General features: G+C 42.0%; 15 protein-coding genes. 7 read left to right on the top strand and 8 right to left on the bottom strand.

Annotated features, from left to right (window positions below):
* Positions 1-115: 115 nt before the first annotated feature.
* From FFF34_015780 to FFF34_015755, 6 genes are all read right to left on the bottom strand, one after another.
* A complete protein-coding gene (locus tag FFF34_015780) occupies positions 116-529 on the bottom strand; it encodes a hypothetical protein (GenBank protein TSD64018.1) in 414 nt (137 codons plus the stop codon).
* A gap of 86 nt (positions 530-615) precedes the next feature.
* Complete coding sequence (locus tag FFF34_015775; GenBank protein ID TSD64017.1) at positions 616-849, bottom strand: hypothetical protein; 234 nt, start codon at positions 847-849, stop codon at positions 616-618.
* Positions 850-958: 109 nt separating this feature from the next.
* A complete protein-coding gene (locus FFF34_015770; GenBank protein TSD64016.1) occupies positions 959-1,645 on the bottom strand; it encodes a DUF541 domain-containing protein in 687 nt (228 codons plus the stop codon).
* Positions 1,646-1,811: 166 nt separating this feature from the next.
* Complete coding sequence (locus FFF34_015765; protein TSD64015.1) at positions 1,812-2,417, bottom strand: lipoprotein signal peptidase; 606 nt, start codon at positions 2,415-2,417, stop codon at positions 1,812-1,814.
* On the bottom strand, positions 2,418-2,795 hold the full coding sequence (locus FFF34_015760) for a TraR/DksA family transcriptional regulator (GenBank protein ID TSD64014.1): 378 nt from the start codon (positions 2,793-2,795) through the stop codon (positions 2,418-2,420).
* Positions 2,796-6,179, bottom strand: coding sequence for an isoleucine--tRNA ligase (locus FFF34_015755; GenBank protein ID TSD64181.1), 3,384 nt, complete (start codon positions 6,177-6,179; stop codon positions 2,796-2,798).
* Positions 6,180-6,349: 170 nt separating this feature from the next.
* On the opposite strand from FFF34_015755, the gene FFF34_015750 reads away from it, so the two are divergent.
* Together FFF34_015750 and FFF34_015745 are read left to right on the top strand one after the other, a co-directional pair.
* Positions 6,350-7,969 (top strand): M20/M25/M40 family metallo-hydrolase, encoded by a 1,620-nt coding sequence (locus FFF34_015750; GenBank protein ID TSD64180.1) that lies wholly within the window; start codon positions 6,350-6,352, stop codon positions 7,967-7,969.
* 472 nt (positions 7,970-8,441) lie between these two features.
* Positions 8,442-9,227 (top strand): DUF3667 domain-containing protein, encoded by a 786-nt coding sequence (locus FFF34_015745; protein TSD64013.1) that lies wholly within the window; start codon positions 8,442-8,444, stop codon positions 9,225-9,227.
* A gap of 56 nt (positions 9,228-9,283) precedes the next feature.
* Here FFF34_015745 and FFF34_015740 read toward each other — a convergent pair whose 3' ends face one another.
* Positions 9,284-9,901: an HAD-IA family hydrolase gene (locus FFF34_015740; protein ID TSD64012.1), complete on the bottom strand. Its 618-nt coding sequence runs from the start codon at positions 9,899-9,901 to the stop codon at positions 9,284-9,286.
* A gap of 108 nt (positions 9,902-10,009) precedes the next feature.
* On the opposite strand from FFF34_015740, the gene FFF34_015735 reads away from it, so the two are divergent.
* Both FFF34_015735 and FFF34_015730 read left to right on the top strand, forming a co-directional pair.
* The gene (locus tag FFF34_015735) at positions 10,010-11,536 is read left to right on the top strand and encodes a hypothetical protein (GenBank protein ID TSD64011.1); all 1,527 of its coding nucleotides are present in this window, start codon (positions 10,010-10,012) and stop codon (positions 11,534-11,536) included.
* A gap of 9 nt (positions 11,537-11,545) precedes the next feature.
* Positions 11,546-11,737, top strand: coding sequence for a hypothetical protein (locus FFF34_015730; GenBank protein TSD64010.1), 192 nt, complete (start codon positions 11,546-11,548; stop codon positions 11,735-11,737).
* A gap of 89 nt (positions 11,738-11,826) precedes the next feature.
* On the opposite strand, the gene FFF34_015725 is transcribed toward FFF34_015730, so the two are convergent.
* A complete protein-coding gene (locus FFF34_015725) occupies positions 11,827-12,603 on the bottom strand; it encodes an SDR family oxidoreductase (GenBank protein TSD64009.1) in 777 nt (258 codons plus the stop codon).
* 120 nt (positions 12,604-12,723) lie between these two features.
* On the opposite strand from FFF34_015725, the gene FFF34_015720 reads away from it, so the two are divergent.
* From FFF34_015720 to recO, 3 genes are read left to right on the top strand one after another with little or no spacing between them, the layout of a single operon-like run.
* Positions 12,724-12,915 carry a hypothetical protein gene (locus FFF34_015720; protein ID TSD64008.1) on the top strand — a complete coding sequence of 64 codons (192 nt, stop codon included), beginning with the start codon at positions 12,724-12,726 and terminating at the stop codon, positions 12,913-12,915.
* A gap of 5 nt (positions 12,916-12,920) precedes the next feature.
* Positions 12,921-13,289 carry a diacylglycerol kinase family protein gene (locus FFF34_015715; protein TSD64007.1) on the top strand — a complete coding sequence of 123 codons (369 nt, stop codon included), beginning with the start codon at positions 12,921-12,923 and terminating at the stop codon, positions 13,287-13,289.
* A complete protein-coding gene (gene recO / locus FFF34_015710) occupies positions 13,279-14,004 on the top strand; it encodes a DNA repair protein RecO (protein TSD64006.1) in 726 nt (241 codons plus the stop codon). The genes FFF34_015715 and recO overlap by 11 nt, the downstream gene beginning before the upstream one ends.
* Positions 14,005-14,047 lie beyond the last annotated feature (43 nt).

Below are 14,047 nucleotides of genomic sequence, written 5' to 3'. Positions count from 1 at the left end.
TACGATTTAAGCCGATATAACAGTCCTTATTAATAGGTTGTTATTCAGCATGCAAGTTTAACAGCATTTTATTATAAATGTGTTATAGGTATGTAAAATGATTGTGAGGATAAGATCAGTGCGCTACGCCTGTAACCCATTTAATTAAAGGGCCATCAACCATGTTATTTATAGCGGTTAAAGCGGCTTTGCCCTTTGATACCTTTTCCAGGTCTTCGTTATATATAATATGGTCTACCCCTAAAACCTTTAGTAAGCTATCGGCTTTAATGCTTTCCTGCTTTTTGTAGCAGTATATTTTTATATTACGATAAAAGGCGTTGGTTTGCAGGCGGCGTAATACACGTTCAAAATTATCGCCCATGTGCGCATGGTCAAATAGTATGGCGTCGGGCTTTAACTCGTGTATTGCAGGAAATATAGCGGTTTGTGCAGAAATCTGTTTCACGTTATCATAACCGTCCAGCAGCTGGTCGGGAAAAGGCTTTGAGGATACCAAAAGCACCTTCTTGTAACGGGCACGAATCATACTCAATCAATTAACGGGATGCTAATATAAAATGTATATTTTACATTAACAAGCATTAACTGATGATTTTTTACAATAACACGCTGTTAATGAACAGGTTTTGAAGTAGTATCGGTAGCGCCATGGCCGGCCGGGTCAACATTTCCTTTATTTGTCGAATAAGCTTTGGCGGTGTCTGCACCGCTACCCGAGCCATTTGCACCAGCTACAGTACTGGTATCTGCGGTGCCCCCCAAGGTTGCCTTGGTCCTGTCGCCCTTGCATGCTGCCATTGATGCTGACAAAATTATTATCGCTGCTACATATTTTAATGTCTTCATTTTTTAACTTCTGATTAAAATTATTAACATGCATAAAATAAAATAGTTTTACATAAAAAAAGGCAGGCTTATTAGGCCTGCCCATATTATTGATTTTTGGATTTGGCGTTTATCTTATTTCGAACGCAGCATTTATTTGAAAGCTTAGTTTAATTTTCCTAACATCGATATCAGACTCAGGGGCTACATCAGCAGCTGCTGATTTGGCCATATACATTACATTACGCGGCTGCGGGAAACTGCTATTATCGTTCTCTACGATATTTAAAGCAACGCCTAATTTTTCGCCTATACCAGCTAACAAAAACGCGGCTTTACTTTTAGCGGCAAGCAATGCCTTTAACTTAAGTTCATTTTTCACCTGTTCTATTTTAGAATAGTCGTAGCTATCAATGTTAGTAGATTGAATGCCTTTAGGGTCAAGCTTGCTTAATATCTGGTTAAACTTATTCAGATCGCGAAACTTGATGCCATATTGCTTGGCGGCTAAAAAATCCAGCGCTTTTTTCTTCTCATCTGTATAATTCCATGATGATAGATCATTAACGGTAAAGTCTTCCTTAGCTATACCGGCTTCGGCAACCGCCTTTTCCAATTGCTTTTCTAACTGGCTGATGGTAACCTTTGTTTTACCGCTAAGATATTCCTTAAGGGTAATGGTCACGTTTATAATATCGGGAGTAACCTCTAATTCGGATGTACCGGTAACTTCAATTTTACGGCGCAGATCGGCTGATTGTGCAAATGCTCCAAAGGTGGTAGCAACTAATGCCGCTATTAAGAATAATTTCTTCATGAGTACTGTGTTATTTGTTTATATATAGATGTATTTACGCCAATATAGTTTAATACGCAACACATATTATTATATATATTTCCTACAATCTAAATATCAGATAGTTATAAAGCAACAAAGCCGCTGTTAGGCGGCTTTGTGTTTATGTTAAGTGATTTAAGGTAGCTTATTCTTCTACCATTTCGCTGTTGGGGTTGCTTTCTTCAATTACCTCTTGCTTAAAATAGCGCTTTTGATTTAGCAATATCATAATTACCCCTACCGATATGGCAGAGTCGGCCAGGTTAAATACCGGCCTAAAAAAGATGTATTCTTCGCCACCCCATATGGGTACCCAATGCGGGAAATGACCTGATAATAGCGGGAAATAAAACATATCAACCACACGGCCATGAAACAACGATGCGTATTTATAAATAATACCGTAAAAGGTAGAATCGATAATGTTACCAACAGCGCCTGCCAGTATTAAAGCTACCATCATAATTAAACCACGATGATATTTATGCTTTATTAAATGCACCAGCCCATAGCCTATGCCACAAACAGCAACAATACGAAAAAGTGTTAATGCCAGTTTACCAAACTCGCCGCCCAGCTCCATGCCAAAGGCCATACCGTTGTTTTCGGTATAGTGCAGCATGCCCCTATTGCCTAAAAGATGTATCTCTTCTCCAATTTGCATGTGGCTGCGCACCCATATTTTAATGATCTGGTCAAGCAGGATAATAAAAGCGGCAGTTAAAAAAGGTTTGGTGTAAGCAGCCTTCATTTATTGCTTTAATTTAGCTTCCATAGTTAGCGTAGTGTGCGGTACGGCACGTAAACGCTCTTTAGGGATAAGCTTACCGGTTTCGCGGCAAATGCCATAAGTTTTGTTCTCTATGCGCACTAACGCAGCTTCCAGTTGCTCAATAAATTTTTTCTGGCGGGCAGCCAGTTGGTTAATTTGCTCTTTCTCTAAAGTAGCCGATCCATCTTCCAGTGTTTTATAAGTACCGGCAGTATCATCTGTACCATTAGCATTAGGCGAGCTTAAAGATGTAGCTAAAGCGTTAAGCTCTTCTTTCGAGCTACGTAGTTTCTCTAAAAGCAGGTCTTTAAACTCTTTTAATTCTGAATCAGAATATCTTGTTTTTGTAGTTTCCATTTAACTTTTACTAATTACTATTAAAATTTCATTTCCATCAATCTCTACTTTATCACCGTCATTCAGCTCATTATCAAGCACAAGGCTATCAGCTAAAATTTCGGCGCAAATATAGTTTAAATTATTTTTCGTGGCGTCGCGTATAAATTCGCTATCGCTTACAACTACTTTTATTCGGTCGGTAACTTCAAACTCCTTTGCTTTACGCAAATTTTGTATCCTGTTCACCAGTTCCCTTGATATTCCCTCCTCTTTCAGTTCGTTGGTTATCGTAACATCTAAAGCCACGGTTAGTTTGCCTAAATTTGCAACCTGCCATCCCGGTACGTCTTCTGCTATGATTTCTACGTCTGATAGTAGTATCGAATATTTACTATCAAGCACCGGAATTGCACCTTCAGCTTCCAACTTAGCTATATCCTCCTGGCCTAATGAATTAATGGCTGCGGCTACATCTTTCATGTCTTTACCTACCTTAGCGCCAAGAGCTTTAAAGTTTGGTTTTATCTTCTTTTTGATAAAGCCGGCGGTATCAGTAATGTATTCTATCGCTTTAATGTTAGTTTCTGATAATATCAGCTCCTTAACTTTCTCTACCTGCTCTTTAAAGCCTTTATCAAGTATCGGCAGTAGTATTTTGCCTAATGGGCGGCGTACTGGTATCTCTATCTTTTTACGAAGCGATAACACTAATGACGATACATCCTGCGCCAATTGCATACGCTCTTCTAAAGCCGTATCAACAAGGCCGGCATTAAATTCAGGGAAGTAAGCCAGGTGCACTGATTCAAACGTTTCTTTTTTTGTAACGCTGTTCAAGTCGGTATATAAACGCTCGGCAAAAAACGGCGCAATTGGCGACATTAATTTAGCGATATCAATTAAACAGGTATATAAGGTTTGGTAGGCCGAAAGCTTGTCGTCAGAATTATCTGAGCGCCAGAAACGGCGACGGCTTAGGCGGATATACCAGTTACTAAAATGCACATCAACAAATTCCTGTATGGCACGTGCGGCTTTGGTAGGTTCAAAATCGGCGTAATAACCATCAACCTCCTTGCTTAGGGTATTTAATAAGGATATGATCCAACGGTCAAGCTCGGGGCGTTTATCTATCGCTATTTCGGCTGCGCTGTAATCAAACTTGTCTATATTGGCGTATAGCACAAAAAACGAGTAAGTGTTATACAGCGTACCGAAAAACTTGCGGCGAACTTCGTCAAGGCCTTCTATATTAAATTTTAGGTTATCCCAGGGCGCGGCATTGCTTATCATATACCAGCGGGCGGCATCGGCACCAAACTGCTCAATAGTTTCAAATGGATCTATACCGTTGCCTAAACGTTTAGACATTTTGTTGCCATTCTTATCAAGCACCAAACCATTTGATATCACATTTTTAAACGCGATACCTTTATTGCCAACCTTTTCGTTCACGGCTTTTACCTCGTCGCTTGCTTCGCTTAGCATTACGGCTATAGCGTGCAGGGTAAAAAACCAGCCACGGGTTTGGTCAACACCCTCAGCTATAAAATCTGCCGGGTAGGCTGCTGCAAATTCTTCCTTGTTCTCGAACGGGAAATGCCATTGCGCGTAAGGCATGGCACCGCTATCAAACCAAACGTCTATCAGGTCGGGCTCGCGGAACATTTTGTTACCGGTTGATGAAGTTAATATTACATCATCCACATAAGGGCGGTGCATATCTTCCAGCTTGAAGCCTGCAGGCATAAAACCGGCTGCTATTGATCTTTCTATCTCGGCATTCAGCTCGGCTATCGAGCCTATGCATTTTTCCTCGCCACCGTTCTCTTCGCGCCAGATGGGCAATGGTGTTCCCCAGTAACGTGAACGCGACAGGTTCCAGTCCACCAGGTTTTCCAGCCAGTTACCAAAACGGCCGGTACCGGTACTTTCGGGTTTCCAGTTAATGGTTTTGTTTAGTGCAACCAGCTTTTCTTTTACAGCGGTAGTGCGTATAAACCAGCTATCCAACGGATAGTATAATATTGGCTCATCCGAACGCCAAGAGTGCGGGTAGCTGTGCTCGTATTTTTTTACGTCGAATGCTTTATTTTCTGTTTTCAGCTTAATGGAGATCAACACATCAGTAGGCTTAAAACCTTCTTCGGCGCGCTCTTCATTGCTGTAATATTCTTCTTTTACGTAACGGCCCGCATAGTCGGTAACCTCGTCAACAAAACGGCCCTGTTTGTTCACTAACGGAACATCCTTACCATTCTCGTCCTTCACCATTACCGATGGCACGTTGTTTTCTTTACATGCTCTAAAGTCATCCGCACCAAAAACAGATGCGGTGTGTACTATACCCGTACCATCCTCGGTGGTAACAAAGTCTGCGGGAATTACGCGGAAAGCATTTTGCTCCAGGTCGGCATTGGTTACATAAGGCATTAACTGCTCATAATGCAAACCAACCAGATCGCTGCCTTTTAATTCAGCCTCAATTTTATAAGGGATAACTTTATCGCCGCCTTTATAATCATCAAAAGAGGCGTTCTCGCCTTCGGCTTTAAAATATTTTTTAACCAGGTCTTTAGCCAGTATAACACAAACCGGCTCGTAGGTGTAAGGGTTAAATGTAGCTACCTTAACATAGCTTATATTTTCGCCTACAGCCAAAGCACAGTTTGATGGCAATGTCCACGGCGTGGTTGTCCAGGCCAGTATAAATACATCTGTATCTACGCCTTCAAATAAAAATTCCGAATCTTTATCGCGCTTTACTTTAAACTGGGCAGTAATGGTAGTGTCCTTCACCATTTTGTAGGTACCCGGCTGGTTAAGCTCATGCGAACTTAAACCCGTACCCGATTTTGGCGAGTATGGCTGTACGGTATATCCTTTGTATAAAAGGTCTTTGTTATATAGTTCCTTTAGTATCCACCAAAGGGTTTCAATGTATTCGTTTTCGTAGGTAACATAAGGGTTGTCAAGGTCTACCCAGTAACCCATTTTAAGGGTAAGGTCATTCCATACATCAGTATAGCGCATTACCTCTTTACGGCAGGCATCGTTATATTCCTTAACGGTTATTTTTTTACCAATATCATCCTTAGTGATGCCTAACGATTTTTCGACCGCAAGCTCAATAGGCAGGCCATGGGTATCCCATCCGCCTTTACGTTTAACCTGGTAACCTTTAAGGGTTTTGTAACGGCAAAAAATATCTTTGATAGACCGGCCCATAACATGGTGAATACCGGGCATACCATTAGCGCTTGGCGGCCCCTCGTAAAAAGTATACGGTTTGCTTGCCGGACGGCTGCTTATGCTTTTTTCAAATATGCCTTTCTGTTTCCAAAACTCCAGCACATCTTTGCCTGTTTGCGATAAATTTAACTGCTTATATTCCTTGTACATCAATATGTTCCACTCAATTTTTAGAGGTTGCAAAAATACGGAATTTATATTAAAAATGTATGCCTGATATGATTATGACGCCCCATTAATTAACCCATTATTATATATTTGACGTATAAAACCATTTTATCATGAAATTAAACCTAACAGGTGTTTTAGCTTTTACAGCGATGGCTACTTTTTTGGCCGGCTGCGCAGGCAACGATAAAAAAGAAACTACAACCGCCACACCCGATACCGGTATGGCTTTAGATATTAAACAACACATTGCAGTACTGGCCAACGACTCGTTAACCGGGCGCAAACCGTTTACCTCTGGCGAAGATAAAACCATTGCTTACATAGCCGGCGAGTTTAAAAAGCTTGGGTTGGAACCGGGCAACAATGGCAGCTACTTTCAGGATGTGCCAATGGTTGAAATAACCGCCGAAAAGGCCGATATGCAAATAAGCGGCAAGGTAAACGCCACCTTTAAACCCGAAGTTGATTTTGTGGCCAGCACCCGCCGCGAAATGAATACTGTAACGCTTAATAAATCGCCCCTGGTGTTTGCCGGCTTTGGGGTAGTTGCACCTGAATATGGCTGGAACGACTATAAAGGCCTGGATGTAAAAGGGAAAACGGTAATTGTTTTAGTAAACGACCCGGGCTTTAAATCGGGCAGGAATGACTTTTTTAAAGGTGATACCATGACCTATTATGGCCGCTGGACCTACAAGTACGAAGAGGCTGCCCGGCAAGGTGCTGCCGGTGTGCTTATTGTGCACCAAACAGAGCCTGCCAGCTACGGTTGGCAGGTTATAGGCACCAGTTTTGCCGAATCTAAACTATACCTGCAGCAAACAGACAAGCACATGAATCGCTGCATAGCCGAAGGATGGATAAGCGAGGATGCGGCCAAAAAGCTTTTGGCAACCGCTGGTATTACCGGCGATATACGTGCCTATGCACGCAATAAGGCTTTTAAAGCCGTGGCATTAAACAGCTTTGCATCGCTTACTTTACATAATAAGCTTAACTATTCTAAATCGCATAATGTAATTGCCACTATTAAAGGCACTGCAAAACCTGATGAAGCCATTTTATATACCGCCCATTGGGACCATTTAGGCGTAGGCACACCCGATGCCAAAGGCGACAGCATTTACAATGGCGCGGTTGATAACGCCAGTGGTGTTGCTGCAATAATGGCGATCGCTAAAAAGTTCAGTCAGCAGGCTGGCAAACCTAAACGTTCGGTGGTATTCCTGGCGGTTACAGCCGAGGAACAGGGCTTGTTGGGGTCTGAGTATTATGCTACCCATCCTATTTATCCTTTAAACAAAACAGTGGCTAATCTTAACATTGATGCTTTATCTGCCTTTGGCGAAACCAAGGACTTTGGCATTACGGGCAAAGGCCAAAACGATTTAGACGACTATGTTGCTGCCGAAGCCAAACAGCACGGCTGGGATGTGGTAGGCGATGATAACCCCGGCGCAGGTGGCTACTTCCGCAGCGACCACTTTAACTTTGCCAAACTGGGCGTTCCTGCTTTAGACCTGCACAACGGTGCCAATTCGGTAACTAAGGGCGAAGCGTTTGGCAAAGAGCAATTTAAGGAGTATAACGACAAGCACTACCACCAACCATCAGACGAGTATACCGATGCCATGGATACCAAGGGCATGGCCCAAACGGCTGCTTTGATGTTCAGGATAGGTTATAAACTAAGCAACGAGAGCACTTTCCCGGGATGGAAACCGGGTAGCGAGTTTAAGGCAATCAGAGAAAAAGCAATGGCTAAATAGGGGTATTTTGACTTGTTGAAATCCCAATTAATGCTCAATTTTTTTGAGCAAACGCATTGAAATTATTTTACGGTGGCGGGCTATGTTTGTTAAATATGGTTTAAATGAAAAAAAGTGGCTTTCCGGCACGTATAGGCCATTTCCTTTGCAGTTTTTGCTATAAATTATTGTCTTTTTTTGTTGGTCACAGCGGAATTTTTCGTTTTTTTTCGCTACCTCTTACTCACTAATATAAAATTTAATTCCATATAAAAAAATTTATTTAAAGTCCGCTGTTGTCCACACGGACAGGTGGGGACTTAAAAGAACCGGGTAGCGAGTTTAAGGCCATCAGGAAAAAACTTTGAGCAAATAGTAATGCAGATAGGTTAAGCAAGAAAAACATCATATTGCACGCTCGAATTTCCACTATTTCTATTAATTTGCGGTATAAAAAACAAACCTTTCGCATACTTTCTGCCCCCTCCGATAGATGAACTCAAAAAAGCACGAGATACACCTTAATTGCAGCAATTGCGGAACTTTGCTTGCGGGTAAGCACTGCCACGAATGCGGGCAAAAAGCCGGGGTACACCGCCTAACCCTTCACGAGCTTTTCCATGAAGTATGGCATGTTTTTACACATACCGATAAAGGCATATTAAAGCTAATTAAAGATCTGTTTATACACCCGGTTAGCGTGTACGATGGGTACTTTGGCGGGCAACGTAAAAAGTATTTTAGCCCGGTACTCTTCTTTTTGGTTACTGCCGGTATACTTACTTTTTTATACCCCTATGTGTTTGATTACGAAGACAAAATAACCAATTTACATAACGAGTTTGGCCGCGAGCTTTACCATTTAAGTAAATACCGGGCGCTGGTTTTATTGCCCGTTGAGGCTATATTACTTTGGCTGGTTTTTCGTACCCGCTACAATTTAGCCGAGGTTACGGTGTTCCTGCTTTTTTGCCTGGGTTTTACCTATACCATCCGCATTATTTTAATGCCGCTATATTTCCCACTGATAAGGCATAAAAGCGACATAGATAATACACTGTTATATGGCAGCTACCTTATTATATGGCTGCATGGCAGCCTGGTGTTGGCCCGCAAACAGGCAGGCTATATTTTAGCCATGTTTATATTGGTAAATATATTTTTTGTGTTAGATGGCATGCTGGAGCAGTATCTTGTTTTTGGCACCGATATGTTTAACAATTATGTTTACAACATACACAGCTTTACCGATCTGCTGAAGTCTATTTATAGTTGGTAGTGTAAACGCGTTTGCTGTATAAGCTTTTAGGAACTTATAATTTCGGCAGCCTCTCCTTACACTTTATCAATCCTTATCCATTGCATACCGGCGGCCTCCGCGGCTTGTACACCGGGTTCGCCGTCTTCAAAAACAAGGCATTTGTTTGGTTCTACGCCCAACTGTTTGGCAGCAGCCAAAAACGGATCGGCGTAGGGTTTGCCATGCGGGGTCTCGCCTGCGCAAACCAATACCTCCACCAGGTGGTCTATCCCTAAAACGCGCAGCGTTTTTTCAACAGAGGTGCGCCCCCCACCCGATACTACACCGATTTTAACTTTACCGGCGTGGTTTTTAAGGTGGTTAACCACATAATCTATAGGCTGTGTTTTTTCGATATACTCGCTCACAAATACATCATGCTTGCGTTGCGCAAAGCCGGCGGGGTCAAAGTTGGTGTTATAGCGTTTGTTTATTTCGCCAATAACATTTATAGTGGGCAGGCCTGCAAATTCATCAATAATATCACCCTCAATTACCACGCCTTCATCGGCAGCTACACGTATGTAGCTTTCCTTATGTGCCCCCATATTGTCGGCAAGTGTGCCGTCGCAATCATATAAAAATGCTTTAAAGTCACCTTCGGTAAGTTTGGTTAAGGCGCGGTATTTTTCTGCGGATAATTTGCTGTCCATTATTATTAATTATTCCGGCAAACTTAATAATTCCCTGCATATCTAATTGTCACTTATGTGTTAAGCTTATTGCCGCTTTTTTTTAACTTGCACTACCAATTATTATTTATGAGAAAATATTTAGGCGGCATATGCATATTGCTACTGCTATGGGGCTGTAAAAAAGACCCGGTTATTGTACCTCCGGACCCAGTCGTTAAAGCCGACCTGGAATTTAAGCTGGAAGCGGCCAAAAACCCCGGCAAGGTACCATCAGATGTAGTTTTAAATATTGATGGCAGCGCTGTTAAAGGCGATGTGCCCTCGTTCCAAAACAACCATAGCTTTGTATTGAGTTTTTCTTTTAAAGATGCAGCATCGGTTGTAAAAGTTGGCGATGCAGTACAACAAAGCGGCGTAACCCAAAATGACTTTACCAAGCCGGTTAAATACACCGTAACCGACTCGAAAGGCGCGGTTAAAACGTTTACCGTTAGCATATATAATTTTACCGGCCTGCCTATATTTTACATAAATACTGCCAGCCCTGTGGTATCAAAAGATGATTATGTAGACGGCAGCCTTAGCATCAACCCAAATGTCGATCTTGATCAGGATAGCTCGGCAATGGTAATGCAGATAAAGGGCCGTGGTAACTCTACCTGGGGAATGCCTAAAAAGCCCTATAAGATTAAACTGGACAAAAAGGCCTCTATTTTTGGTTTAACTGCTGCAAAAAGCTGGGTTTTGCTGGCCAATTATTCTGATAAAACCCTAATGCGTAATTACCTGGCTTATAACTTATCGCAACAGTTAAAAGGCGATTTTACACCTCACGGTATTTTTGTAGAAGTTATAATGAACGGCCAATATGCAGGTAATTATTTACTGTGTGAGCAGGTAGAAATTAAACCGGGCAGGGTAGATATTACCGAATTAAAAGCAAGCGATGTAAGCGGCGATGCCATTACAGGCGGCTACTTAGTTGAACTTGACCAACGAAAGGACGCCGAATTTATGTTTAGCACAGCCGGCAACCTGCCCTTCAGTATCAAAGAACCTGAGGATATTGTACCCGTGCAGTTAGATTACATCCATAATTATATGCAGCAAACCGAAAACGCCATACTTGCTGCCGATTTTGCTAACCCTACTACCGGCTACGCCAAATACATTAACACCGACTCGTTCATTAACTGGTTTTTGGTGAATGAATTATTTAAAAACCAGGATGCAGCAAACTTTAGCAGCATGTATTATTATAAAGACCGTGGCGGTAAACTTGGCATGGGCCCTGCCTGGGATTTTGACCTGGGTGCAGGGAATGTTGATTACAGCGACGCTACCAAACCTGAGGGATGGTGGGTAAGGGACGGCCTATGGTTTAGCCATTTATTTGAAGACCCCGCTTTTAAAGCAAAAGTACGTGCCCGCTGGGACCACATGAAAGCTAATGAATTACCGGCCATGCATAAAAGCATCACCGATACAAAAGCTTATTTAACTGAATCGGCAAATGAAAACTTTAGGGCATGGGATATACTGGGTGTTTATGTTTGGCCAAACCCGGTAGTTTTAGGCACATACCCTAAAGAAGTTGACTACATGGATAACTGGTTTAAACAAAGAGAAGCATGGATAGATGCAAACTTGTAACTTTGATATATGAAAGCTAAAATTTACCTGCTGGTATTTGCCGGCATTGTTGCCATATCGCTTGCGGTATTTAGCATATTAACTGTTGACCCGGCTAAAGAAACCTGGAGCAGCGTTGCTTTAGGAATGGTTGTTGGATTTTTGATAGTGCGCGGCCCTAAATTATATAATGCTATAAGAGGCAAAAAACAGGTGGGATAGTTACTATTCCCTCCCTGGGGAGGGCAGGGAGGGGTCGCCGACAAGTTTTTTAATAATCGCATAATTATTTACATTATTAATTAATCGCCCTAATAAATATTTCTTCCGTCGCCGCCATCAACCTGTATGGTTTGCCCGCTTATATAGGCTGCCTGCTCTGATGCTAAAAATGCTACAAGGGCGGCCAATTCTTCGGGTTTGCCAATGCGGCCCAGGGGTATGGTTTTAGCCTTATCTTTTATAGCCTGTTCAGGGTCAACATCTTTAGGCATGGTGTGCTTTATACGATCGGTAAGTATCAACCCCGGCGCAACATTATTTACGGTGATATTGTAAGGCCCCAGTTCATCGGCCATTAGCTTAGCCATACCTACCACACCCATCCGCATAGCGGTAGACAATACCGAATTAGCCAATACCGATTTAACCGAACCACTGATGATATTAATAATTCGCCCGCTGCCTGCCTGTTTCATATAAGGTAATACCAATTTGCTGGTACGTGCCATGCTCAGCAAATTCAGGTCGAACGCTTTTTGCCAGGCATCTTCATCAAAGTTTTCGAATTTATCAAAAGGAGGGCCTCCTGCATTGTTCAATAAAATATCTATATGGCCAAAAGCTTCACCGGCCTTTTTTATAAAGTTGTTTACCTGCTTAGCATCGGCTACATCAACAGGTATAGCTACAACTTCGCCGCCGGTTTGTTGTCGTATCTCGTCGGCAGTTGTATTAAGTTCAGTTTCATCTCTCGATCCAATGATCACCTTAGCGCCCTCGGCAGATAAAGCCAACGCTATGGCCTTGCCCAGCCCCTTGCTTGCCGCCAATACAATGGCTACTTTGTCGTTTAGTTTCAGATCCATTTTTGTATAACGGTAAAATGCTGTTATGGTTGCGCGTTTTAACCATTGCTAACATAAATAAAATATATTTGTATACCGTTAAGGCTGGCTTTAAACCCATAAAAAAAGCAATAAGATAACATGAAGAACCAGGTTACCCGCACTATATTATTATTAGTGATAGCAGGTATATTGTTTACCATAGGGCAGCTTTATGCCACACCGGCCAATGCCAAATGGATGGATTTTATGCGCGGCGCTGCGGCCGGCTTTGGCCTGGCAGGCTGCATCAGCTTTTTAATTTTATTGGCCAAACAGTTTGCTAAAAAGTAACCTCAATGAAAAAACTCATTCGCAGTTTTGGCTTTGCCTTTAAGGGTATAGCTTACGCTTTTAATACTCAACAAAACTTTAGGATACATACCGTAGCCGCTATTTTGGCCATTGCTTTGGGTTGGTTTTTAAAACTAAATGTTGACGAATGGCAGTGGGTGGCCTTATGCATTATGCTGGTATTAGTGGCCGAGTTATTAAATACCGCCATTGAAACCTTAACCGACCTTGTATCGCCGGGATATAATAAACTGGCCGGGCATGTAAAAGATATCAGCGCGGCCGCTGTATTAATTACCGCCTTTTTTGCGCTGGTAACAGGCCTTATTATTTTTGTACCCAAGCTATTATTGTTGTTAAAGCATGCTGCATAAAACAAGGGGCATTGTATTTAAAACCACCGACTACAGCGAAAGCAGCATTGTAGTGCAAATATTTACCGAAAAGTTTGGGCTGCAATCATACATCATAAACGGGGCAAAAAAACCAAAGGCAAAAATAAGCCGCAATATGCTGCAACCGCTGCATTTGGTAGATATGGTAGTATACCATAAAGCCGCGGGGAATATTCAGCGTATATCCGAACTTAAGAACTCGCCCACCCTGCAAAGCATCCCTTATGATATTGTAAAAAGCTGTATTGCCATGTTTTTAAATGAAGTGCTGTACAAGGCGGTTAAACAGCAAACACCCGACGAGAATATATTTGATTTTATATTTAACGCCATTGAATTGCTGGATAATAAAACCACCGGGCTGGCTAACTTTCACCTGCTGTTTTTAATTCAGCTAACGCGATATATGGGGTTTTACCCACATGGACTGCAAGCCGCAAATGCCAATTATTTTGACATGAAGGATGGCGTGTTTACTAATTACAAACCCGATAGCGTACAATACCTGTCGCCGCCGCATACTAAAAACTTTTACACCCTTTTGCAAAGTAATTTTGGCACTATTGATGAAGTAAAACTAAATAACGACGAACGCCGTTACCTGATAAATAAATTGCTGGAGTACTATGCCATGCATATTGAGGGCTTTGGCAACATTAAATCGCACGAGGTTTTAGAGGAGGTGCTGGGATAGCGTAAATAAATTAAACACACTTATAAATAATATATATTTTAGC

The sequence above is a fragment of the Inquilinus sp. KBS0705 genome (assembly GCA_005938025.2).
Taxonomy (GTDB): domain Bacteria; phylum Bacteroidota; class Bacteroidia; order Sphingobacteriales; family Sphingobacteriaceae; genus Mucilaginibacter.
The sequence above is the reverse complement of the archived record's forward strand: the minus strand, read 5'-3'. Positions and strand labels throughout refer to the sequence as shown.